Here is a 23,085-nt window from a genome sequence, read left to right on the forward strand (position 1 = left end):
AAAAAGCGTCCCGTTGTCTCAAAAACAATGGGGCGCTTTTTTAGAAATCATTTTATTCTTACAATTTTGAATTTAAAAATTGCTATAATTATTCTATACATTTATAAGTGGCGAGGAGACGTTTTGTATGAGTGAAGCAAAGCAGTTAACTATAGAGAAAAAAGCTGCAGTTAAAAATGGTGTATTTAGAATGGTCATAGCAGTATTTTCAGTAATACTTAATGCGTTGATCATTGTTTGCGGTGTTATTTGGCTTAATAATACTTGGCATTGGGTCTCAATACTTTTTTCTCTTATAAGCTTCTTTGTGGTTCTGGGTATTTACTCTATGAATCAGACAGCATCCATAAAAATGCCATGGATCATGCTTATCCTGGTACTTCCAGTCGCGGGAATAGTTTTTTATTTTCTTGTTGGCTATAACAGGGGCACAAAAAAGATGAGAAAGCGCTATGAGAACATTGATGAAATTCTGCTGCCACTTTTGCCTGATAATAGTGACGTGCAAAATAATCTCAAAGCTAAAAATCCTTATGTCTCAAATATTACACATTATCTAAAAAAGTATGCCCGTTATCCTGTTTATCAAAATACGGACATTACATATTTTGATGACGCGCTAAAGGGTATCGAAGATCAAAAAAGAGAGTTATTGAATGCAAAAGAATTCATTTTCATGGAATATCATGCTATTGAGGATGCTGAAAGTTGGCACAGCATTCAGGATATCCTTGAGCAAAAAGTAAAAGAGGGAGTTGAAGTCAGAGTTTTTTATGATGACATGGGTAGTATTGGCTTTGTAACTACTGATTTTGTCAAAAGACTTCGTGCAAAGGGAATTCGTGCAAGAGTATTCAATCCATTTGCACCGGGATTAAATCTTTTTCTTAATAATAGAGATCATAGGAAAATTACTGTAATTGATGGAAAAATAGGTTATACAGGGGGCTATAACATTGCAAATGAATATTTCCATGTATCTGAGCCATTTGGATACTGGAAAGATACGGGAATAAAGCTTTGTGGCGATGCAGTTAAGTCACTTACTGTGACATTTCTAGAAATGTGGAATGCGATAAAAGGAAATGACATAGATGATGTTACTTTTGACAAATATCTGAAAAATAACAATTACAAGGCCCTTGAAAATGGATTTATAGCACCCTTTGCTGATAGCCCAATGGATAAAGAGCAGGTTGGAGAGGAAGTATACATGAGTATGGCTAACATGGCCAAAGACTATGTCTGGTACATTACGCCTTACCTTATCATTACTGAAGAGATGATCCATGCGTTATCTCTTGCAGCCAAAAGAGGCGTTGATGTCAGAATAGTAACTCCAGGTATTCCTGACAAAAAGATTGTTTACAGTGTTACAAGGTCTTATTACAACGCACTTGCAAAGAATGGTGTCAGGATATACGAGTATTCTCCGGGATTTTGTCACGCTAAAATGAGTATCTGTGACGATTTTGCAGCTACCTGCGGAACAATCAATCTTGATTACAGAAGTCTGTATCATCATTTCGAAAATGGCTGTCTTTATGCTGATTGCAAAGCAGTTAAGGACACGAAGGAAGATTTTGAGCAAATATTTAAGGAATCAAAGGATGTTACTGAATATTATTCAAAAGGCAGGGGAGCATTTCTTAGGTTTGGACAGCTTCTTTTGAGGTTGGCAGCGCCACTTATGTGAAGTGCTATTTTGCGAAGATAGTAGCAATGTGCATTTGCTAATAAACGATAGTGTAAAAACGCTATACAGAGCGTATTTTTTTAAAAGATACTGTTATTAATAAAAATGTTGTGCTACAATTATTTTATTACCACTATATGTTGTGTAACTATGCATATATATAAATGTTAAAAATATGTGAATGCAAAACGCAAAATTAATTTCAATATTATCGGTATAAAGTGTAATTAATTTGCAAATATGTCTAAAATGTGAACAAAAATATGAGTATTGGTACACTAAAAGTGGTAAAATATATATAGTTAGAAATAAAATTTCAATTTTCTGTGAAATTTTTCGAAACAATGAAATTTTTAGATATTGACGGGGTGATAGATGTCTAAAAGTATTATTGAACTAACAAAAATGGATACGAGGAAATTTCTTTTAAATGTTTCTTCCATAGAAACGGTAGAAGCTAACCCTGACACTGTGATCATCTTGCGCAGTGGCAGGAAATTAATAGTCAGGGAATCTCCTGAAGATATATATAAGATTATAGAAAACTAAACTTATAATGTTGCAGCCAAATATATCAGTTAAACGGCATATAACTGGTATCTAATATTTATATGAAGGGGAAAACAGTATGGATATTGCTTCATTACTTGGTGTTGGTCTTTGTTTTGTTTTCATGATTCTGAGTATTGTCTTTTCAGCTGGTATCACCGGCGTCGTATACTTCCTTGATGCTCCTTCGGCGATGATCACATTCGGTGGAGCACTCATGGCGGTTTTGGCGTCGAGAAGCATGCCAAGCTTTATTAATGGTCTGAAATCTTACACCCTTATTTACAAAATGCCCTCTGATGACACTAAGGGCACAATAAAACAGATTATTGATCTTTCAAATACAGCTCGTAAAGAAGGACTTCTTGCACTTGAGGAAGCAGCAAGCAATCTGGAAGATGCATTTATGAAAAAAGGCGTTGGTCTTATTGTAGACGGTACTGAGCCTGAACTTGTAAAAAGTATTTTGGAAGCTGAGATTGATGCAATGTCTGAAAGGCATAAATCTAATTATTCTTTCTTTGGTGATCTTGCAGGTATGGGACCTTCCTGGGGAATGATCGGTACACTTCTTGGTCTGGTTCTTATGCTTCAGAACATGTCTGATCCTTCATCTATCGGACCGTCCATGGCGGTTGCCTTGATCACTACATTCTATGGATCGGTTCTTGCAAACTGGTTCTGTTATCCTGCTGAGAATAAACTGAAAGCCAGAGATAATGCAGAATATATGGCAAAAAGTATTGTTATTGAGGGTCTTTTGTCTATACAGGCAGGAGAAAATCCTCGTGTTACAGAAGAAAAGCTTAAATCATTCCTGTCACCGGGTGACAGAGCTGCTTATGAAGCTGAGAATGGTTCAGGTGATGGAGGAGAATAATGGCAAAGAAACCTGAGGAAATAAAACCTGGTTTGCCGGCCTGGCAAGGTACCTTCGGTGATCTGATGAACCTGCTCCTTTGTTTCTTCGTTTTGTTGTTTTCTATGGCTACGATGGATGCGGCCAAGTTTGAAGAAGTAGCTGCATCATTCAGTTCGGCTTTTGGTATTTTTGATGGCGGTGAAATGGCACTTGGGCAGGGAGCACTTGTAGGCGATGGTGTTTCGCAGCTGACTGAGCTTTCAAGTTATATCACATCCATGGGTCTTGCGCAGACCGGAGATGATTCTGATTCAGATCAGGCTGATGTGGGTAATATGGACGAGGAAGAGCTTATGGAAGCGGCAGAAGAAGCTCAGATGGAAGCTTCTCAAAAGCTTGCAGAAAAAATAGAACAGGCCCTAGAAGAGGGAGAAATTGAAAACGAAGTTTCTCTTAACTATACCAGCCAATATGTTCAGCTTACTATCCAGGGTTCAATACTGTTTGATTCAGGCAAAACGGCTATAAAAGAGGATGTAATTCCTGTCCTTGAGAAAGTAGGACAGATACTTGAATCCTACGCTGGAGGAACAATAGATATTGAAGGTCATACAGACAATGTACCAATGTCATCCGGTGGAAAATATGCAAACAATGATGAGCTTTCATCAGGAAGAGCGCTTGCGATATTTAACTATCTTTGTGAAAACACAACCCTTGACCCATCAAATATTGTTCATACAGGGCGTGGTGAATATGACCCTATTGCAGATAACTCGACTGATGAAGGAAGAGCCCGGAACAGAAGAGTAGAGATTAAGATATACAATCCATTAAGTGCATCTTATTAAGAGGGGGATACCTTTAAATGAAAAAGAATTTATTATCCATTATTATTTTGGCACTTCTTGTAGTTAATCTGGCTATGAATGGATTTATGCTTCTTAGCGTTATGACTACAAATTCACAGACAGCAAAGCTTATTTCGGATATAGCTGCTGCCCTGGAACTTGAGGCAAGTGGCGGGGCAGGCGGAGGGTTCTCCGGATCCGCATCTGGTACAGTTGGCGTTGCCAATCTTGCAACCTTTGGATTTACAGGAGACAACAGCCTTACGATCAGCTTGAAACCTGGAGCAGATGGAAAAGCACATTATATGGTTGCTGAAGTTCTCTTTTCTATGAACACAGCTTCAGCAGATTATGCAACCTATGGAACTTCAGAATCTATAGCCAGCATGAATGATCTGATCAAGTCAAAGGTTATAGACATTCTTTCAAGTAAGACTATGGAAGAACTTCAAAGTGACATTCAGCCAGCGAAGGATGAAGTTATCGAGGCTATTCAGGAACTATATGGTTCAAACTTTATCTATGACGTAAGTATAACAGCAATTTATCAGTAAACTTATTACTTTAACACTAAATTACTACTGAGAAAGGAGATCCATTTTGAGTGAAGTACTGTCACAAAGTGAAATAGATGGTCTGTTGGCAGCGCTATCTAGCGGCGAACTTGATGTGGATCAGATGCAGGCGGCTGACGAAAAGAAAGTCAAGGATTATGACTTTAAACGTCCTGCCAAGTTCTCCAAAGAGCACCTTCGAACCTTGGAGATGATCTACGAGCATTATGGAAGACTGTTATCAACTACACTACCTTTGTATTTGAGAAAAAATGTATCGGTATCAGTTGCTAACTCTGAGACTGTTACATATTCGGAATTTAGTAATGCGCTTTCAAATCCTGTTATTTTAGGCGTCATATCTTTTTTGCCACTTCAGGGAACTATTATATTGGAGCTCCAGGCTAATATAGGCTTTTCTTTTATCGACAGAATGCTTGGAGGCGAAGGAGGAACCCTTGATAAGCCAAGGCCCTTTACTGACATAGAGATGCCGCTTATAGAAAAGCTTGTTACCATTTGCATGCAGCTTATGGTTGAACCGTGGCAAAGCGTTGTAGCCATAAATCCTGTAATGGAGAGAATTGAGACAAACCCTCAATTTGCCCAGGTTATTTCTCCAACAGATATGATCGCCATTGTCACTCTTAACATAAAGATAGGTGATACAGAAGGTCTTATGAACGTCTGTCTTCCATATTTCACATTAGAGAGTGTAATGGACAAGCTCAATACCAAGTTCTGGTTCTCTACAATGCAAAAGAACAATGATGAGGACTATCAGGATACGCTTGAAACCATGGTCAAACATGTTGATGTTCCGGTCAAGGCTATTCTTGGAAGATGTAATGTATCGGTCAGCGATTTTGTTCATCTTCAGGCCGGAGACATTATAAGGCTCGACAATAGAGTTAATACGGATATGCAGATCTATGTAGGCAATATATTTAAATTTACTGCGTTACCGGGTACGGCAAAAGATAAGTATGCTGTCAGGATAACGTCAGTTGTAAGAGAGGAGGACGAGTAGGAGCATGGATGGAATGTTGTCTCAGGACGAAATTAATGCTTTGCTAGCCGGAATGGATACTTCAGGCGGCTCAGATGCACCAGCGGACGCTCCTGCCGATTCCGGGGGAGATGCACCAGCAGAAGCAGCTGCTGCAACGCCACCAGTTGGAGGCAGTACAATTGATGAGTCACTACTTACTGATTCTGAAAAAGATGCTATCGGTGAAGTGGCTAACATCAGTATGGGATCTTCAGCAACAACGCTGTATTCCCTTGTAAACCAGAAGGTTAATATCACTACGCCCCAGGTTGAGCTTGCTAATTGGGAGAATGTGATCAACAACTATGAGAGACCTTGCGTATTTATCCAGATCAAATATACAGTAGGTCTTGATGGTACCAATATCCTTATTCTTAAGGAACACGACGTTATGGTCATCACTGACCTTATGATGGGCGGTGATGGTACTAATACTGAGGGAGAGATTGGGGAACTTCAGCTGTCAGCCATATCTGAAGCAATGAACCAGATGATGGGTGCCGCTGCCACATCTCTTTCTACAATGATCAACCAGAAGGTAGATATCAGCCCGCCACAGGCGACGCTTCTTGATATGATCAATGACGACCCTTCTGATATTGCTGAATTCCTTACAGGGACATTCGTAAGGATTTCTTTCAAAATGCAGGTGGGAGATCTGGTTGATTCAACTCTTATGCAGTTATATCCTATAGATTTTGCAAAAACTCTTAAGGATACTGTTATTTCAGGTGATTCAGGGGGAGGATCAGAAGCTGCAGCGCCTGCACCGGAACCTGCACCTGCACCTCAACCAGCTCCAGCTCCTGCGCCTGAGGCTGCAATGCCACAGATGGATCCATCGATGATGCAGGGCCAGCCGATGATGGGAATGCCACAGATGGGTATGCCTCAAATGGGTATGCCAATGATGGCTCCGCAGATGATGAATATGAATATCCAGCCTGCTCAGTTCCAGAATTTTGCCGGTGGCACGACCATTATGGCAGGTGGAGAAAACATAGGAATCATCAAGGATGTTCCGCTTGAAGTTACTGTAGAACTTGGAAGAACAGCAAAACCTATAGCTGATATTCTTGATTTTGCACCGGGAACCATCATAGAGCTTGATAAGGTTGCAGGTGAACCTGTGGATGTTCTTGTAAATGGTAAGTTTGTAGCTAAAGGTGAAGTTGTAGTTATTGAAGAAAGTTTTGGCGTGCGTGTGACCGAAATTGTTCAGTAGGATAAAAAATGACGGCAGATTCTTACATCCAGTTTATTTCTGTTCTGATTATTTTTATTGTAGTACTGGTGGCTACCTATTTTGTTACAAGGTATCTTGCCGGTTATCAGAAGGAGAAAAATTCTTTTGGCAATATTGAAATAATCGAAACAGGAAGAATTACGACTAATAAATACATACAGATAGTCAGACTTGGAGACAAGTACATGGCTATTGCCGTTGGAAAAGATGAAATAACGGCTCTTTGCGAAGTTGACAAGGATTCCCTTAAGCTGGCAGATTGTGAAGACCACAGCGCCAGCTTCAAGGAGATATTTGACAAATTCAAAAGCGAGATAAAAAGTAAATGACAAAAAGACGGGGAGATGGGAATAAAATAACTGGCCGAAAGAGCAGCGTAAAAAGAGGGATTATAGCTGCTTTAGTTTCTATTGCACTGATTTCTTTTATTTCTTTTTCTATTCCCATAACAGCTAAAGCCACTGAAGAAGTAGTAATTGATACTGAACCTACTGATCCAACTACAGATAGGGATTCATATCTTACAGGCTCCAAGGAAGAGAGGACTAATATCAATCCTCCGGGAGCATCAGAAGATCCGGATGACCTTCAAAAGCTGAATATAGCAAATACTGTTACTGTTACATATGATAACGGCAATGGTTCTGTTAATGGCGCTCTGCGAATTCTTATTACTTTGACACTTCTTTCGCTGGCACCGACACTCCTTGTAATGATGACTTCATTTACAAGGATCATTGTTGCACTGCATTTTACAAGAACTGCCATTGGTACCCAAACATCGCCTCCAAACCTGGTGATGATTGGGATTGCTTTGTTTATGACACTTTTTATAATGCAGCCAACATTGACTGAAGCTTATAACACGGCGGTAATTCCTTTTGAAGATGGACAGATGGATCAGACAGAATTTATTGAGACAGCCATGAAGCCTTTCAGGCAGTTTATGTATGGTCAGACTCAGAAAAAAGATGTTCTTCTCTTCATGCAGATAGATGGGATTGAGTGGGACGGAGAACTGGACAGTATTCCAAATGTTGTTCTTATTCCGAGTTTTATAGTAAGTGAACTTCGAACAGCATTTATCATAGGCTTTTTAATCTATATACCATTCATTGTTATTGACATGGTTGTTGCATCGGTACTTATGAGTATGGGTATGATGATGCTTCCGCCAACCACTATTTCAATGCCTTTTAAAGTTCTGTTATTTGTTCTGGCGGATGGATGGAGCCTTATTATTGGTAATCTGGTCAAGTCATTTTATTAAAAGGAGGCGTTTTTATGATCACATTATCGGATATCAATACAATCATGAACAGCGCGCTTTTTCTTGTGATCAAAATGTCACTGCCGGTTCTTTTAACATCTATGATCATCGGTCTGGTTATTTCGATCTTTCAGACTGTAACCTCTATTCAGGAGCAGACTCTTACGTTTGTACCTAAGGTTGTTGGAGTGTTTGTGATGATCATGCTCATTGGAAACTGGATGCTTACAGAATTATCGGGCTATATCATTAATCTGTGGTCAGATTTTTCAAAATATGTGAGATAGAGGGAATACATGATAGATTACTCCTTTAGTTATGGCGATCTTGAAATATTTCTACTGGTGTTTGTCAGGATTACGAGCTTTATATTTGTATGTCCCTTCTTCGGAGGCAGGCAGTCGCCTAATCTTGTTAAGATAGGTTTTGGACTCTTACTCTCAATACTTATCTATGGGGCAGTTCCTGTTGTCCCCCCGGATTATCATACACTTATCGGATATACAGTAATTGTGTTAAAAGAGGTTATGGCAGGATTTTTGCTTGGATATGCAGTGCAGCTCTCCACACTTATAGTTAATTTTGCCGGCACAATAGTAGATATGCAGATTGGACTTTCCATGGTGAATCTGTTTGATCCTAATACAAATGAGCAGTCGACTATTACAGGTACATTTTATTCGCAGGTCCTTACAATGATGCTTATTCTGTCAGGAATGTATCACTTTATCTTAAAGGCTTTAGCAGATTCTTTTACCCTGATACCTGTAAACGGAGTTGTTATCAATTCTGACAGAATGCTAAGTGCTGTTACAGCTTTCCTTAGGGATTACATAGTGATTGGGTTCAGGATAGCACTTCCAATATTTATCATTACCTTTATTACGAACGTTGTTCTTGGAATTCTGGCGAAAGTGTCACCACAGATGAATATGTTCTCTGTGGGTATTCAGATAAAAATAGTGATTGGGCTCTCTGTAATGCTCATTACGGTCATGATGCTGGGCGACGCATCCAATTATATTTATATAAATATCAAGGAGTTGATGAACGAATTTGTATACAGTATGCAAAGCGGCTGAATTTAAGCCTTTACTAATTGCATATGATCTTCAGTTTTTTGCAGAAGATGCAAACGGTGCTGAAAAGACCGAGCAGCCTACTGCGAAAAAACTTGATGATGCCAGAAAAGAAGGACAGGTTGCAAAGAGTCAGGAAGTTGCTACAGCCTTTAGCCTTTTAGCACTTTTTATTATCCTGAGATTCGTCTATGGGTTTATGGGTGAGATCTTTAGCAACACCTTTCAGTATGTTTATAATTCAATTCCCAATGTGGCAAGGACTTATGATGGGTACCTTCCGATTGCTTATATAAGCAGCCTTGTAATACATGCAATGCTTACACTGCTTTTATTATGTGCTCCGTTTTTTATTGTAGGTTTTTCTGTAGCGCTGATCTGTGATTTTGTTCAGGTTGGTTTTAAGCCAACAACAAAGCCACTTCAGCCAAAGCTTTCAAAGCTCAATCCTATTTCGGGAATGAAAAAGATCTTTTCAACAAGAAAAGTGTTTGAGCTTGCTAAATCAATCCTTAAACTTGGAATTATGGCAATTGTGATAGTATCGTTTTTTTCAGGGCGAAAAGAATCACTTTTTTTGCTATATGATATTCCGCTTAAACAGGCAATAGGTCTGATGGGTAATCTTATTATTGACTTAGGACTCAGGATAGCCGCAGCATACATGATAATAGCCTTTGCGGACCTTATATATCAGAGACGCAAATTCAATAAAGATATGATGATGACCAAGCAGGAAGTAAAAGATGAATTTAAGAATTCTGAAGGTAATCCTGAGGTTAAAGGTGCACAAAAGCGCCGAATGATGCAGGCTTCCCAGAGGAGAATGATGCAGAACCTTCCAAAAGCAGATGTTGTTATCACAAACCCTACTCACTATGCTGTAGCGATCAAATATGATGCAAATGAGGCTGATGCACCTATGGTCGTAGCCAAAGGCGCAGATTATCTGGCTCAAAGGATAAAAGATATAGCCAGAGAAAATGATGTTGAGATCGTTGAAAACAAGCCTCTTGCCAGAATGCTTTATGCAAATGTTGAAGTGGGAGAACTCGTTCCGCCTGAGCTTTATAAGGCAGTTGCCGAAGTCCTTGCTTATGTTTATCACTTGAAAGGCAAAGTTTGAGGTTTTTGTAAAAAAAGATTTGATGGAAAGGAGATAGTGGCATGGATTTATCAAAGATAAGAAACAGAGTCTATGATTATGGTCTTGCTCTTTATATCGTGGCAGCTATTGTAATGCTCATTATTCCCCTTCCTGACTGGATGCTCGATATACTTTTGGCATTTGATATGTCTTTATCTTTTGTGATCATGTTTACTGCTATGTTCGCAACAGAAGTGCTTCAAATGTCCTTCTTCCCAACAATCCTTTTGTTTACTACAATTTTCAGGATTGCTCTTAACGTTTCGTCTACAAGACTTATCCTTACACAGGGAAGCGCAGGGCAGGTTATTACTGTATTTGGATCATTCGTTGGTGGCGGCGACCTCATTGTGGGAGCTATCGTTTATGTAATTCTCATAATTGTTCAGCTCATGGTCATCAACAAAGGTTCTGAGCGTGTAGCTGAAGTATCAGCAAGATTCACACTTGATGCTATGCCGGGTAAACAGATGGCTATAGATGCCGACCTTAATACAGGAGCCATAACAGATGCAGAGGCAAAAGAAAGAAGAAGTAAGATACAGGAAGAAGCAAGCTTCTTTGGTGCCATGGATGGTGCTACCAAGTATGTTAAGGGCGATTCAACGGCCGGTCTTATAATTACTGCGGTCAACCTGATTGGCGGTATTGCCATGGGCGTACTCAGAATGGGAATGGATGTTAATACTGCCATTAATACATATTCAATACTGACTATGGGTGATGGACTTGTGAGTTCAATTCCTTCACTTATGATATCAATGTCAACAGGTATACTTGTAACAAAGGGCTCAAAAGAAGCGGATTTTGGCCATGTTCTCATAAATCAGCTCTTTGGAATGCCAAAGACTCTTTACCTTGTTGGAGGTGTTGTTGCAGGACTTGGTATTTTTTCACCGCTACCTACACTTTTGTATGTTACTTTTGGCGCTGGCTTTATACTTCTTGGAAGAATTGCAAGTCAGACAATTGAAGAGGTTCAGACTGAGACAGAGGCCACATCTCCTGAAGAAACTTCAGCGGAAGAAATAAGACAACCGGAAAACGTTACAAGTCTCTTGCAGGTTGACCCTATTGAACTTGAATTTGGATACGGTATTATACCCCTTGCTGATGTAAATCAGGGAGGAGATCTTCTTGACCGAGTTGTAATGATAAGACGACAGGTTGCACTTGAACTTGGAACTGTTGTTCCAATAATTCGTCTTCGAGATAATATTCAGTTGAATCCTAATCAATATATCATTAAAATTAAAGGTATACAGGTGAGTGATGGCGAGATCTTATTTGACCATTACATGGCTATGAATCCGGGTCATGTAGAGGATGAGATCACAGGTATTCCGACCTTTGAGCCATCCTTCCATCTGCCTGCCATTTGGATAACTGAGGGGCAGAGAGAAAGAGCAGAGAGTTTTGGCTATACAGTAGTTGATCCTCCGTCCATTATAGCTACACACCTTACTGAGATCATAAGAGAACATATTGCAGAGCTTATGACAAGACAGGATGTACAAAATCTTGTTGATAATCTTAAAGAGAACAATCCGGCTGTGGTGGATGAACTTGTTCCTAAGCTCATGAGTCTTGGTGAGATTGAAAAGGTATTACAGAACCTTCTTAAAGAAGGTATTTCCATTAGAGATCTTGTTACAATTTTTGAAACATTGGCAGATTTTGCTCCTTCAACTCACGACCCTGATATTTTGACAGAGTATGTGAGACAGTCATTAAAGAGAGCAATTTCTAATAAATTCTTTATGCCGGGTGAGACTACAAGCGTCGTGACTCTTGATCCTAAGATAGAACAGGAGATCATGAGCAGCGTTAAACAGACCGAGACAGGCGCATATCTTACTCTTGATCCGGCAAGGACTAAGTCAATTCTTAATTCTGTTGGTGAGCAGGTCAGAAAGCTTGAAGAAGCCGGTAAACAGGCTATCATCATGGCTTCACCTATAGTCAGAATGTACTTTAAGAAGATGACTGAGGACTATTATAAGGATTTAGTTGTTATTTCATATAATGAAGTTGAGGCTAACATTGAATTACAATCTGTGGGGATGGTAACTGCATAATATGATAATCAAAAAGTATGTTGGAAAAACTGAGAATGAGGCTACTGAAGAAGCAAGAAAGGAGCTTGGTACTAACATTGTTGTTATGAATGTCAGGCCAATGAAAAAGACAGGTTTTCTTTCTTTGTTCCAGTCTCAAAAAATTGAAGTGACGGTTGCTTTGGAGGATGAACCCGAAAAACCTGCTGTAAGGACGCTTTCGCCGCAAAGAGAAAATGCCCTGAATAGTCAGAGGGATACTATCGCCTCGGCAACACTTAACGCCACAAAGGTTAGGGAAAATAAAGACATAAGGGATGATAACAGTGCTATCGAGGAAAAACTTGATAATTTAAGTTCTCTCCTTGAAAAAAACTTCCTTAAAAGTGATAAGGAAACTGCTGACATGGTCATCGAGCCTTCTGAGGAAGCTGCATCCAAACCTTCATCTAAGGCTTCAGTTTCTGAGGAAACCTTGTCATTTATCAAATTATTGTACAATACTCTTATTGAGAATGAAGTTGATGAGATATATGTGAATCAGCTTACTGATGAAGTCGAAAAAATAAGTAAACCCGGCCTTCCTTTTGACTTTGCGCTTGCAAATGTCTACCAGAAGATGGTTCTTAAATTCGGAAAATCTGAACCTATCGATCTTGAAAAAGAGGGACCGAGGGCTGAAATATTTATTGGGCCAACAGGAGTTGGAAAGACTACAACAATTGCAAAGCTTGCCTCTGAACTTTCTGTTACCCAGAAAAAGAAAGTAGCTCTTTTAACAGTTGATACCTACAGGATCGCTGCAGCTGAACAGCTCAGAACCTATGCGTCAATTCTGGAAATCCCGTTCAGAGTAATTTATTCAGTAGATGAAATGAAGCAGGCGGCTGAAGATTTCAAGGATTATGACTATATTATGGTTGATACGGCCGGACATTCTCTTCACAACGATGAGTTAAAGCAGGACGTTGAGAGCTACATCAGAGTTTTGGAAGATATTATTGAATGCGAGAATTTCCTGGTTTTATCAGCAACTACAAAGTACAGGGATCTTATTGAAATAGCTGATGCATATTCAGAAATGGTTGCATACAGACTGATCTTTACAAAGATGGATGAAACCGGGGCTAAGGGTAATCTGTACAATGTAAGGATGCATACAGGAGCACCGGTGGCTTATATTACAAACGGCCAGAACGTTCCTGATGATATTGCAGTGTTTGATGCTCAAAAGATTGTAAAGCATTTACTTGGCGGAAAGTAAATTTGTTGGGGTATTTTATGGATCAGGCACAACAGCTTAGAAATATTATTAAGAATTCAAATAAGCCCGCCAGACCTCTTGCCAGGATAATTACTGTTACAAGCGGCAAAGGCGGAGTTGGTAAATCTAATGTCGCAATAAATCTTGCAATCCAGTTTAAGAGAATGGGCAAAAGAGTTATAATTCTCGATGCGGATTTCGGACTTGCCAATATTGAGATAATGTTTGGAACAGTACCAAAACATAATCTTTGCGATTTGATTTATCAGGGAAAAAATATTAAAGATATAATCACCTGGGGACCTGAAGGAGTTGGCTTTATTTCAGGCGGATCGGGTATTTCCGGCATGTATAACCTAAGCCGCGATTATCTGGTCTACATTATTGTTAATCTTGCAGAACTTGACGCAATTGCTGATATAATAATAATAGATACAGGTGCAGGAATATCTGATGCAGTTATGGAATTTCTGGTTGCAAGTGGCGAGATCATTCTTGTAACAACGCCTGAGCCCACATCCATAACTGATTCCTATTCATTACTTAAGGCACTTAATCAGTCACAAAGATTTTCAAAAGAGGATACTAAAGTAAAGGTAGTATCTAACAGAGTGTCTTCAGCAGAGGAGGGACAACAGCTTTTTAACAAATTAAATGCTGTTGTTGCAAGATATTTAAAATTGCCGTTAACTTACATGGGGGCAATTCCCCAGGATCAGATGTTATCAAGAAGTGTGATGCAGCAATCGCCGGTTTCAATCCAGTATCCAAATGCCAAGTCAGTAAAGGCATTTGAATCTATTGCGACGCAGCTCATGAATCCAACGGATACCGCACTTATTAAACCAAGGGGAATGGCAGCTTTCTTTTCACATATCATTACAGGAAGAAAACTGAGTTCATTGCCTTCAGCAGGTCCTAACATCATTGGTAGTGCACCAAATATACAATGAATGGAGAAAATTAATTAATGCTCAGTGATTATATATCACCCGGAATAAAAGTGGAGCTAAAAGCTACCGGTAAAATCTGGATGGAAGATGATTCCAGAACTAAACATATTTATATGAGTAAGGTCATGGATGTTACTTCCGACGACAGGATTGAAGTTCTAATGCCTTTTGAACAGGGTAAACTGGTGCTTCTCCCTGTAGATGGTGAGTACAGCCTTTGCTTTTACAGTACTAAAGGATTATTTCAATGTTTTTCAAAAATTGTCGATAGATATAGAAGCGACAATATGTATATTTTGGTTTTGGATCTTACTTCTGAATTACAAAAATTACAGAGACGCGAATACTACAGATTTAGTTGCGCTCTGGAGTTAAAATCCAGACTTTGTTCCAAAGAAGAACAGGAAGCATTTGAAAATAACAGGAAATATCTGGTTGATCCGGGTGTTCAGCTTCAGAGAAGCGTTGTTGTAGATATAAGTGGAGGAGGACTTAGATTCGTAGCAAATTTCCGCTATGAAGAGGGCGATACTATCTATTGTTCATATAAGCTTCCGGGAGCAGGTAGTTCAAACGAGTATGAAATGATATGCCATGTTTTGAAAGTTCAGGAACTTGAAAACAGGCCGGGGCTTTATGAACACCGTATTCAGTACCTGTACATTGATGAGACTTCCAGAGAAGATATTATACATTTCATCTTCGAAGAAGAACGAAAAATAAGAAAGAAGCAAACTTAATTATGAAAAATATTTTGATTATTGATGACTCTGCACTCATGAGAACTGTTCTAAGTGATATCATTAATTCAGATTCAAGATTCCAGGTGGTTGATAAGGCCAAAGATGGAGTTGAAGGTCTGGAACTTCTCAAAAAGAAGAGTTATGATGCTGTCGTTCTTGATATCAATATGCCAAGAATGGACGGTATTACATTATTAAAAGAGCTTCAGAAAAATAAGATCAAAGCAAAGATCATGATGGCCAGTACTGATACTAAAGAAGGTGCCAAGGTCACAATGGATGCGCTTGATCTGGGAGCTCTTGATTTTGTCCATAAACCAGACCGTGCATCTGAATGCAGAGGTGAGGATTTCACCAAGCATTTCATAGATACCCTTGCAGCGGTTGCCAATTCAAGAGCACCAATGCCTGCAAGGACGTTCTCCATTGAGGAAGCAAAGGAGTCAAGAAAGGTTGTCGAACTTGTCAGCAGATCTGCAAGTAAGATCACCGGAAACAGAATTGTGGCGATTGCATCATCAACGGGTGGTCCAAGAGCTCTTCAGTCTGTAATTCCAAAACTTCCTAAAAATCTTAAAACCCCGGTTGTTCTTGTTCAGCATATGCCGGAAGGCTTTACAGCCTCTCTTGCTGAAAGACTTGATTCTCTCAGTGAGGTAACTGTTAAAGAGGCGGCTGAAGGTGATGTTCTTGCTCCTGGATGTGTTTACATATCAAAAGGTGGCAAGCATATGCACATAGTTAAAAGTGGAGCAAAGAGCGTTATACACTATGTTGATGGCCCTACCAGAGAAGGTGTAAGACCTTGTGCAAACTTCATGTATGAATCTTTAATGGATTCTGATTATGATGAGATTTGTTGTGTGGTCCTCACCGGAATGGGTGCTGACGGAACAGAAGGAATCAAGAACTTAAAGTCAAAGAAAAAAGTTCATGTAATCGGTCAGGATGAAAGTACCTGTACCGTTTATGGAATGCCCAAAGCTCTAGCAACCGCTGGACTGGTTGATCAGGTTGTAAAACTTGAGAACGTAGCCCAGGAAATAATAATGAATGTCGGTGTGAATTGAGGGATTTCATATTCTTTTAATACTTCTTTAAGTTTTTTTTCTGCATTCCTCCATTCAAAAAGCCGATAATATGTTCAAAAGTATGCGATAATAAGATTATACTTTTGAAAGACCTATCACTTTTTTAATATGGAGGTAAAATAGTTATGGATGTTTCCCAGTATCTAAGTGTCTTTCTCGATGAAGCAAAGGAGCACCTTCAGTCACTTAATGATAACATTATGACTCTTGAGCAGGATCCTGAGAACGAAGATTGCATTAATGAGATCTTCCGTTCTGCACATTCCATGAAGGGTATGGCAGGAACTATGGGCTATACAAGAATGCAGAATCTTACTCATGACATGGAAGATGTTTTCTCTGATGTTCGTGGCGGCAAGATTAAGATCAAATCTTCCGACATTGATGTTCTCCTTCAGTGCCTTGACGCTATTCAGGGATATGTTGATAATATCACCGAGAATCAGGACGAAGGTACTGATGAACATCAGAATATCATAAAAGCTCTAGCAGATATCAGAAATGGTGGTGGTGGTGCAGCACCTGCTGCAGCCGCTGCACCTGCAGACAGTGCACCTGCAGCTGAAGCTTCGGCTGCTCCTGCTGATGGACCTGCTGATGGAGCTGACGGTTCTTCGGATTATAGGGCTATTCGCCTTGATCCATCTGTTAAATCCACATTAGAAGAAGCAAAAAGCCAGGGTAAAAAAATCTATGGCGTTACAGTACATATCCAGGAGTCCTGTATCCTTAAAGCTGCAAGAGGTTTTCTTGTATTTAAGGGACTGGAAGAAATTGGTGAGATTGCTGTTTCTGAGCCTAATACCCAGGATATTGAAGATGAAAAATTTGATTTTTCTTTCAGCCTGATTCTTATTACTGATGAGTCAAAAGAAAAGGTTGAAGAGATTGTAAAGGCTGTTTCTGAGGTTGAAACCTGTGAATGCGGCGAGTATGACCCTAGTGGTGCAAAGCCGGCTGAAGAAAAGGCAGAAGCAGCACCTGCAGCTGAAGCTTCTGCAGCAAGTAAGCCTGCAGAAACGAAACCTGCAGCACCTGCAGAGAATAAGCCTGCAGCAGCGGGAGCTGGTGGTGGTGCCGGTGGCAAGAAGCCTGTCGGCAAACCTGTTGTTAATAGAACAGTCCGTGTTGATATTGAAAAGCTGGATGTATTGATGAATCTTGTGAGTGAGCTTATCATTGCCAAAAACTCGCTTATATCAGCGGCAAATACATCAGGAGTCAGCAACGGAAATGTAAATGAACAGATCGAATACCTTGAAAGTGTAACCACAAACCTTCATGAATCAGTTATGAAAGTTCGAATGGTGCCTATTGAGAGTGTTCTTCAGAAATTCCCTCGTATGATCAGAGATCTTAATAAGACTCTTGGCAAGAAGATGGAACTTACAATGACTGGTGAAGACACTGAAATGGACCGTACCGTTGTAGATGAGATCGGTGATCCTTTGATGCACCTTATCAGAAACAGTGCAGACCATGGTATTGAATCTGCAGATCTTCGTGCACAGCGTGGTAAGCCTGAAGTAGGACAGATTTTCCTTCATGCATTCCAGGATGGTAACAGCGTTGTTATCGAAGTTGGTGATGATGGTAATGGTATTGATGCTGAAGCTGTAAAGAATAAGGCTATTGAAAAAGGAGTTGTTTCTCCTGATCAGGCAGCTCTTTTAACTGAGAAGCAGTGTGTAGAGCTCTTGTTCCATCCAGGCTTTTCTACAGCTAAACAGGTATCTGAAATTTCAGGTAGAGGTGTAGGTCTTGACGTTGTTAAGTCAAAAGTTGAGTCTCTTTCAGGCGAAGTAACTGTTAAGACAAAACTTGGAGAAGGATCCACATGGGTTATCAGACTTCCTCTTACACTTGCTATTATTCAGGCTCTCATGGTTATCATCGGTGAAGAAAAGTACGCTATTCCTCTTGATTCAATTCAGAGTATTGAAGATGTTTCACCTTCTGATATCAAGTTTGTAGAAAATAAGGAAGTTATCAATCTTCGTGGCAGCGTTCTTCCTCTTATCAGACTTAGTGAAGTTCTTGATACTGAGTCCACAAAGGACCCGGAGGAGGATATGGTTGTTGTTATTGCCAGAAAGGGTGACCAGCTTGCAGGTCTTGTAATAGATGAACTTATGGGCCAGCAGGAAATCGTTATCAAGCCTCTTGGAAAGTACACTAACAAGTGCAAACTGATAAGTGGTGCTACAATCCTTGGTGATGGCGAGATTGCTCTTATCCTTGATACTAATTCTATTTTCTGATTTGAACCTTAAGGTTGGTAAAGGAGAATAAAGATGAACGAACTTAGAGATAATTCCGATGTAGGAGAACTTATCCAGTATATTGTTATCAAAATTGATGATGAGCAGTATGGCATCAATATTAAATTCATTGACAACATAGTCAGAATGCAGCAGATCACAAGAGTTCCACAGGTTGATGAGTACCTCAAGGGCGTTATCAATATCCGTGGTGAGATCGTTCCTGTTATGAGCGTTCGCATGAAGATGGGACTTGCTGAAGACGAGATCACAAATAAATCAAGAATCATAATCCTTAAGACTGAGGCTGGTGATCTTGTAGGTATTATTGTTGATCAGGTAAATCAGGTTCTTACGATCGATTCCAATAATGTTGAGAAAGTCAGATATGACGACAAGAAGGCTAAATCTAATGGTTCATTTGTAAGTGGTGTTGGCCATTATGAAGGTGGCCTGGTTTCAATTCTCGACCTGGAAGCAGTTGTTTCAGATAAGGAAGCAAAGGAAAAAGCATCAAATGCCAGCTGATGGAGGATAACTAATGGGTGAAATGAGTTTGGATAACTTATCCAGCCAGTACTTTGATGTATTAAAAGAGCTGGGTAATATAGGTGCAGGAAATGCCACAACGGCACTTGCACAGATGATAGGTACTAAGGTTGATATGTCTGTTCCTCAGGTAAGACTTCTTGATTTTAAGGATGTAGGAGACCTGATGGGCGGAGCTGAGAAGATCATGGCAGGTATTTATCTTGCTGTAGAAGGAGATATTGATGGAAGTATCATGTTCCTTCTTGGAAAACAGGCTGCCAGACACCTTGTAGATAAACTTATGGGCACAGGGGCAAAGCCTGAAGAGGCTGATTTTGATGAGGTAGAAATGTCGGCCCTCAAAGAGGTAGGAAATATCATTACAGGGTCATATCTTAACTCTCTGTCTATGATGACTAACCTTAAACTTGTGCCATCTATACCATATGTTGCAATTGATATGGCGGCTGCGATCCTTAGCGTTCCTGCGATTCAGTTTGGAATGATGGGGGACAAGATCCTGCTGATTGAGACACAGTTCTTTGATGAGCTTAAGCTTAGCGGATATTTTATTCTTTTACCTGATATGGATGGTTACAGTAAGATTCTCTCTTCACTTGGAATGGGAGATGTTTCACTTTAACGAAGGGGCGACTTATGAGTCAAATAATAAAGGTTGGAATGGCCGATCTGAATATTTGTGTCAGCCCTGACGGAATTACGACATTAGGACTTGGGTCCTGTGTTGGAATTGCAATTAGGGATCCTGTAACCAAGATTGGCGGACTTGCACATGTTATGCTGCCGGATTCTACTGAGATAAAGAACAATTCTAATATTCCTAAATTTGCGGATACGGGAATTGAAGAGCTTGTAAAACAGATCGTAGCAAAGGGGGCCAATAAGACAAGGCTTGTTGCTAAGATAGCAGGCGGAGCACAGATGTTTGCATTTCAGTCTGCATCCCAGACAATGAGAGTCGGCGATAGAAATGTTGCAGCTTCTTTAAAAAAGCTAAAAGAGCTCAATATTCCGGTTCTTGCTCAGGATACAGGCGATTCATATGGAAGAACGGTCATTTTTTATCCGGAAAATGGTAACTATGTAATCAGAGCTGTTGGAAAACCAGAAAAGATTATATGAATACCGATAATGAAGATGAATTAAAAAAGTTTAATACAAAGCTGATCACTCCGCTGATAGTGCTTTCATGTACAGCAGTCATTGCAGTTTTTACGTACTTTAAGCACTATCCTGTGGGGGATTGGTTTGTGATTGTTTTCACCACAGTTGTTATTTTTCTTGTGATAGGTCTTTTGACAGAAAAGATGATCACAAGATTTATTGAAATTAATTATGAGAAGGCTATGGCAGAAAAGGCCGAAGCAGAAAGGCTAGAAGAGGAATCAAGGGCAGCCATGGAAGCAGAGGCAAATGGTGGAAACGGCGAGGAAACAGATTCTTTGGAAATAAAAGACATTCTATAAAATAAAAGGATTTGGGGATCTGATGCATGGATGAGGCAGGCAGAAATAAGTTATGGACAGAATATAATAAGTCAAAATCTGCTGATATAAGAGAAAAGCTTATTCTGGAATATGCTCCTCTTGTTAAGCTTGTTGCAGGCAGACTTAGTATGTATCTGGGCTTTAATGTTGAATATGATGATCTTGTGGGCTATGGCATTTTTGGGCTTATTGATGCCATAGACAAATTTGATCTTATGAAGGATGTTAAGTTTGAGACTTATGCAAGCCTTCGTATTCGTGGTGCAATTCTTGATCAGATAAGAAAAATGGACTGGATTCCCAGGACCATCAGACAGCGTCAGAAAAAAATCGATGCTGCCATCAGAGAGATCGAAAGGGATAGTGGACATGTTGCCACAGATGCTGAAATAGCTGCTAAAATGGATATTTCAGAAGATGAATATCAGAACTGGCAGAATCAGATGAAGGTTACAGGTGTTGTATCCCTTAATGAATTTATGGATCAGGGTGCTGATATTACTGAAGATGCCAATAATCACAGCGCGGGTTTTGTAAAGCCTGAAGATGCTGTTGAAAAAGAAGAACTAAAGAAGATGCTTGCTGAATCTTTAGAGCTTCTTACAGATAAAGAAAAGAAAGTTATTCTCCTTTATTACTATGAGGAGCTTACTTTGAAGGAAATAAGTGAAGTTTTGGAGGTTTCAGAATCACGTGTTTCGCAGCTTCATACAAAAGCACTGCAGAAGATGCGAAACAAACTTGGTGATTATTTGGGGATAATAACAAATTCCAGATGAGGATGATTTGATATGCATGGTTATTTCCAGTTGGTAATTACTGATAATGGTACAGGAATCAGAGTTTTTCCTCCTACTAACGGAGATGAAGCTCTTGATGTGAATGTTGTTCGTGATTATCTGGAAGATAGAAAAATTCAATATGATGTTGTTGTTTTAAATGAAGCTGTGACGAAAGCAGAGGATGATGTTGTCATTATCTCTGAAGCTAAGATTCTTCCGGAAAGAGAAGGCGTAAAATTCGACGTTTCCAAGGATCATATGACTGTCACAGCTTATTTTTTCCCTCCGACTGAAGGCGCTGAGCTTTTGACAGAAAAAGAGATCATGGATACTCTGGCTTACAGAAAGTATTCTTATGGCATACAGACTGATAATATACATACTTTCTTTGAACACAGAGAATACTGTAAAGAAATCCTTATCTGTCAGGGTAAACCTGTTAAGCAGGGACAAAACGCAAAAGTTGAATACCATTTCAATACCAACCTGCGAGCAAAACCTACTCTTAAAGAGGATGGAAGCGTAGATTATTTTAATCTCAATCTCATAAACAATGTAAATGAGGGAGATCTTTTGGCAACTCTCCACAAAGAAGTGTTAGGCGAGCCGGGGATTAATATCTATGGTGAAAACATAAAACCTGCTGCTGTTAAGACAACATTTATAAAATATGGCAAGAATACTGTTTTATCTGAAGATAAAATGACATTAAAGGCGGAAAAGTCAGGACATGTGACTTTAAAAGAGGGAAAGGTCACTGTTTCAGATGTTCTTACTCTTGAAAATGTTGATGTTGCAACAGGAAATATTGATTATGAGGGAAGCGTTGTTGTTAAGGGAGTTGTAGCGTCCAATTTCTCCGTTAAAGCCGGTGGAAATATAGTTGTTAAGGGAATTGTAGAAGGCGCAACTCTTGAGGCAGGCTCTGACATAATATTGGAGTGCGGAGCAAAAGCTGGCGGAAATATAATTGCCGGCGGAAATGTAGTTACAAAGTTTATAGAAAATGCTACAATAACAGCAAAGGGAAGCATTACAAGTGAATGTATACTCCATTCAAATGTTTCATCCGGAACAGAAGTAAATGTTACCGGTAAAAGAGGATTTATTGCAGGCGGAAAGGTAATCGCTGCCGATAAAGTGCAGGCCAAGATCCTCGGATCAGAAATGGGGGCCAATACCATAATAGATGTGGGTTCTGATCCGCAGCTTAAAGTAAGATTAAAAGAACTCCAGAAAAACATGGCTTTGTCACAAAAAAATATAGAAAGTATAAAGCCTACTATTGATGGTTTCAGTAAAATGCTTAAGGCCGGAGCCAAGTTTTCTCCGGAGCAGGTAGCAAGCGTTAAAAAGCTTATAGACATGAATAAAACATTAACTGAAAGCATTGAAAATGATGCCGAGGAATATACTCAGTTGATGGAAAAGCTTCAGGAGGCCAAAGAGGCTGAAGTAATTGTAGAGGGGACTGCTTATCCCGGTACTACCGTGAACATTGGGGAATTGTCCATGATAGTAAAAAAGCCGGTTCAATATAGCAGATTTGTTGTAAAAGAAGGTGATGTAAGACTGGCGCCAATTTAGGGG

Annotated in this window: 24 protein-coding genes; all 24 read left to right on the plus strand. The window is 39.7% G+C overall.

Features of this window, described 5'->3' with window-relative positions; translation table 11 throughout:
* The first annotated feature begins 127 nt into the window (after positions 1–127).
* The 24 genes from cls to C4S54_RS01125 all read left to right on the plus strand — a co-directional run bounded on the left by cls (position 128) and on the right by C4S54_RS01125 (position 23,082).
* On the plus strand, positions 128–1,696 hold the full coding sequence (gene cls, locus C4S54_RS01010; protein ID WP_103867870.1) for a cardiolipin synthase: 1,569 nt from the start codon (positions 128–130) through the stop codon (positions 1,694–1,696).
* Between the two features lie 375 nt (positions 1,697–2,071).
* Positions 2,072–2,245: a flagellar FlbD family protein gene (locus C4S54_RS01015; RefSeq protein WP_242973711.1), complete on the plus strand. Its 174-nt coding sequence runs from the start codon at positions 2,072–2,074 to the stop codon at positions 2,243–2,245.
* A gap of 79 nt (positions 2,246–2,324) precedes the next feature.
* On the plus strand, positions 2,325–3,125 hold the full coding sequence (locus C4S54_RS01020; RefSeq protein WP_103867871.1) for a motility protein A: 801 nt from the start codon (positions 2,325–2,327) through the stop codon (positions 3,123–3,125).
* Positions 3,125–3,958 (plus strand): OmpA/MotB family protein, encoded by an 834-nt coding sequence (locus tag C4S54_RS01025; protein WP_103867872.1) that lies wholly within the window; start codon positions 3,125–3,127, stop codon positions 3,956–3,958. Before C4S54_RS01020 ends, C4S54_RS01025 begins: the two co-directional genes overlap by 1 nt.
* A 17-nt stretch (positions 3,959–3,975) precedes the next feature.
* Positions 3,976–4,512, plus strand: coding sequence for a flagellar basal body-associated FliL family protein (locus C4S54_RS01030; RefSeq protein WP_022773897.1), 537 nt, complete (start codon positions 3,976–3,978; stop codon positions 4,510–4,512).
* Positions 4,513–4,558: 46 nt separating this feature from the next.
* Positions 4,559–5,542 (plus strand): flagellar motor switch protein FliM, encoded by a 984-nt coding sequence (fliM, locus tag C4S54_RS01035; RefSeq protein ID WP_103867873.1) that lies wholly within the window; start codon positions 4,559–4,561, stop codon positions 5,540–5,542.
* Between the two features lie 4 nt (positions 5,543–5,546).
* Positions 5,547–6,788 carry a flagellar motor switch phosphatase FliY gene (fliY, locus tag C4S54_RS01040; protein WP_103867874.1) on the plus strand — a complete coding sequence of 414 codons (1,242 nt, stop codon included), beginning with the start codon at positions 5,547–5,549 and terminating at the stop codon, positions 6,786–6,788.
* 8 nt (positions 6,789–6,796) lie between these two features.
* Complete coding sequence (locus C4S54_RS01045) at positions 6,797–7,138, plus strand: flagellar biosynthetic protein FliO (RefSeq protein WP_103867875.1); 342 nt, start codon at positions 6,797–6,799, stop codon at positions 7,136–7,138.
* The gene (gene fliP, locus C4S54_RS01050) at positions 7,135–8,079 is read left to right on the plus strand and encodes a flagellar type III secretion system pore protein FliP (RefSeq protein WP_022773903.1); all 945 of its coding nucleotides are present in this window, start codon (positions 7,135–7,137) and stop codon (positions 8,077–8,079) included. The genes C4S54_RS01045 and fliP overlap by 4 nt, the downstream gene beginning before the upstream one ends.
* Positions 8,080–8,093: 14 nt before the next feature.
* Entirely contained in the window at positions 8,094–8,366 is a 273-nt protein-coding gene (gene fliQ / locus C4S54_RS01055) for a flagellar biosynthesis protein FliQ (protein WP_022773904.1), read from the plus strand.
* A 9-nt stretch (positions 8,367–8,375) separates the two neighbouring features.
* Entirely contained in the window at positions 8,376–9,161 is a 786-nt protein-coding gene (gene fliR / locus C4S54_RS01060; protein ID WP_103867876.1) for a flagellar biosynthetic protein FliR, read from the plus strand.
* A complete protein-coding gene (flhB, locus tag C4S54_RS01065) occupies positions 9,136–10,284 on the plus strand; it encodes a flagellar biosynthesis protein FlhB (protein ID WP_103867877.1) in 1,149 nt (382 codons plus the stop codon). The genes fliR and flhB overlap by 26 nt, the downstream gene beginning before the upstream one ends.
* Positions 10,285–10,325: 41 nt before the next feature.
* A complete protein-coding gene (gene flhA / locus C4S54_RS01070; RefSeq protein ID WP_103867878.1) occupies positions 10,326–12,383 on the plus strand; it encodes a flagellar biosynthesis protein FlhA in 2,058 nt (685 codons plus the stop codon).
* Position 12,384: 1 nt separating this feature from the next.
* Positions 12,385–13,626, plus strand: a complete 1,242-nt coding sequence (flhF, locus tag C4S54_RS01075; protein ID WP_103867879.1) for a flagellar biosynthesis protein FlhF — start codon at positions 12,385–12,387, stop codon at positions 13,624–13,626.
* Positions 13,627–13,643: 17 nt separating this feature from the next.
* Entirely contained in the window at positions 13,644–14,579 is a 936-nt protein-coding gene (locus tag C4S54_RS01080) for a MinD/ParA family protein (RefSeq protein WP_103867880.1), read from the plus strand.
* A 17-nt stretch (positions 14,580–14,596) separates the two neighbouring features.
* Positions 14,597–15,319, plus strand: a complete 723-nt coding sequence (locus tag C4S54_RS01085) for a flagellar brake protein (RefSeq protein ID WP_103867881.1) — start codon at positions 14,597–14,599, stop codon at positions 15,317–15,319.
* A 2-nt stretch (positions 15,320–15,321) separates the two neighbouring features.
* Positions 15,322–16,392 carry a protein-glutamate methylesterase/protein-glutamine glutaminase gene (locus C4S54_RS01090; protein ID WP_200821027.1) on the plus strand — a complete coding sequence of 357 codons (1,071 nt, stop codon included), beginning with the start codon at positions 15,322–15,324 and terminating at the stop codon, positions 16,390–16,392.
* A 146-nt stretch (positions 16,393–16,538) separates the two neighbouring features.
* Positions 16,539–18,674 (plus strand): chemotaxis protein CheA, encoded by a 2,136-nt coding sequence (locus C4S54_RS01095; RefSeq protein ID WP_103867883.1) that lies wholly within the window; start codon positions 16,539–16,541, stop codon positions 18,672–18,674.
* Between the two features lie 33 nt (positions 18,675–18,707).
* Complete coding sequence (locus tag C4S54_RS01100; RefSeq protein WP_103867884.1) at positions 18,708–19,202, plus strand: chemotaxis protein CheW; 495 nt, start codon at positions 18,708–18,710, stop codon at positions 19,200–19,202.
* Between the two features lie 13 nt (positions 19,203–19,215).
* Positions 19,216–19,848, plus strand: a complete 633-nt coding sequence (locus tag C4S54_RS01105; RefSeq protein WP_022773920.1) for a chemotaxis protein CheC — start codon at positions 19,216–19,218, stop codon at positions 19,846–19,848.
* A 14-nt stretch (positions 19,849–19,862) separates the two neighbouring features.
* Positions 19,863–20,348, plus strand: coding sequence for a chemotaxis protein CheD (locus tag C4S54_RS01110; RefSeq protein WP_103867885.1), 486 nt, complete (start codon positions 19,863–19,865; stop codon positions 20,346–20,348).
* Entirely contained in the window at positions 20,345–20,692 is a 348-nt protein-coding gene (locus C4S54_RS01115) for a hypothetical protein (RefSeq protein WP_103867886.1), read from the plus strand. The genes C4S54_RS01110 and C4S54_RS01115 overlap by 4 nt, the downstream gene beginning before the upstream one ends.
* 26 nt (positions 20,693–20,718) lie before the next feature.
* Entirely contained in the window at positions 20,719–21,492 is a 774-nt protein-coding gene (locus C4S54_RS01120) for a FliA/WhiG family RNA polymerase sigma factor (RefSeq protein WP_103867887.1), read from the plus strand.
* Positions 21,493–21,504: 12 nt separating this feature from the next.
* Complete coding sequence (locus C4S54_RS01125) at positions 21,505–23,082, plus strand: DUF342 domain-containing protein (RefSeq protein WP_103867888.1); 1,578 nt, start codon at positions 21,505–21,507, stop codon at positions 23,080–23,082.
* The last annotated feature ends 3 nt before the right edge of the window (positions 23,083–23,085 follow it).

The sequence above is a fragment of the Butyrivibrio sp. Su6 genome (assembly GCF_900108105.1).
GTDB lineage: Bacteria > Bacillota > Clostridia > Lachnospirales > Lachnospiraceae > Butyrivibrio.

Bases quoted from the DNA above. Each gene is read 5' to 3' on its own strand.
- fliQ (WP_022773904.1), top strand. From the start codon at position 8,094: ATGATCACATTATCGGATATCAATACAATCATGAACAGCGCGCTTTTT.
- fliP (WP_022773903.1), top strand. From the start codon at position 7,135: ATGACAAAAAGACGGGGAGATGGGAATAAAATAACTGGCCGAAAGAGC.
- cls (WP_103867870.1), top strand. From the start codon at position 128: ATGAGTGAAGCAAAGCAGTTAACTATAGAGAAAAAAGCTGCAGTTAAA.
- C4S54_RS01020 (WP_103867871.1), top strand. From the start codon at position 2,325: ATGGATATTGCTTCATTACTTGGTGTTGGTCTTTGTTTTGTTTTCATG.
- C4S54_RS01120 (WP_103867887.1), top strand. From the start codon at position 20,719: ATGGATGAGGCAGGCAGAAATAAGTTATGGACAGAATATAATAAGTCA.
- flhA (WP_103867878.1), top strand. From the start codon at position 10,326: ATGGATTTATCAAAGATAAGAAACAGAGTCTATGATTATGGTCTTGCT.
- C4S54_RS01080 (WP_103867880.1), top strand. From the start codon at position 13,644: ATGGATCAGGCACAACAGCTTAGAAATATTATTAAGAATTCAAATAAG.
- C4S54_RS01115 (WP_103867886.1), top strand. From the start codon at position 20,345: ATGAATACCGATAATGAAGATGAATTAAAAAAGTTTAATACAAAGCTG.
- C4S54_RS01045 (WP_103867875.1), top strand. From the start codon at position 6,797: ATGACGGCAGATTCTTACATCCAGTTTATTTCTGTTCTGATTATTTTT.
- C4S54_RS01100 (WP_103867884.1), top strand. From the start codon at position 18,708: ATGAACGAACTTAGAGATAATTCCGATGTAGGAGAACTTATCCAGTAT.
- C4S54_RS01025 (WP_103867872.1), top strand. From the start codon at position 3,125: ATGGCAAAGAAACCTGAGGAAATAAAACCTGGTTTGCCGGCCTGGCAA.
- C4S54_RS01085 (WP_103867881.1), top strand. From the start codon at position 14,597: ATGCTCAGTGATTATATATCACCCGGAATAAAAGTGGAGCTAAAAGCT.
- fliR (WP_103867876.1), top strand. From the start codon at position 8,376: ATGATAGATTACTCCTTTAGTTATGGCGATCTTGAAATATTTCTACTG.
- C4S54_RS01110 (WP_103867885.1), top strand. From the start codon at position 19,863: ATGAGTCAAATAATAAAGGTTGGAATGGCCGATCTGAATATTTGTGTC.
- C4S54_RS01015 (WP_242973711.1), top strand. From the start codon at position 2,072: ATGTCTAAAAGTATTATTGAACTAACAAAAATGGATACGAGGAAATTT.
- C4S54_RS01090 (WP_200821027.1), top strand. From the start codon at position 15,322: ATGAAAAATATTTTGATTATTGATGACTCTGCACTCATGAGAACTGTT.
- flhF (WP_103867879.1), top strand. From the start codon at position 12,385: ATGATAATCAAAAAGTATGTTGGAAAAACTGAGAATGAGGCTACTGAA.
- C4S54_RS01125 (WP_103867888.1), top strand. From the start codon at position 21,505: ATGCATGGTTATTTCCAGTTGGTAATTACTGATAATGGTACAGGAATC.
- C4S54_RS01105 (WP_022773920.1), top strand. From the start codon at position 19,216: ATGGGTGAAATGAGTTTGGATAACTTATCCAGCCAGTACTTTGATGTA.
- C4S54_RS01095 (WP_103867883.1), top strand. From the start codon at position 16,539: ATGGATGTTTCCCAGTATCTAAGTGTCTTTCTCGATGAAGCAAAGGAG.
- fliY (WP_103867874.1), top strand. From the start codon at position 5,547: ATGGATGGAATGTTGTCTCAGGACGAAATTAATGCTTTGCTAGCCGGA.
- C4S54_RS01030 (WP_022773897.1), top strand. From the start codon at position 3,976: ATGAAAAAGAATTTATTATCCATTATTATTTTGGCACTTCTTGTAGTT.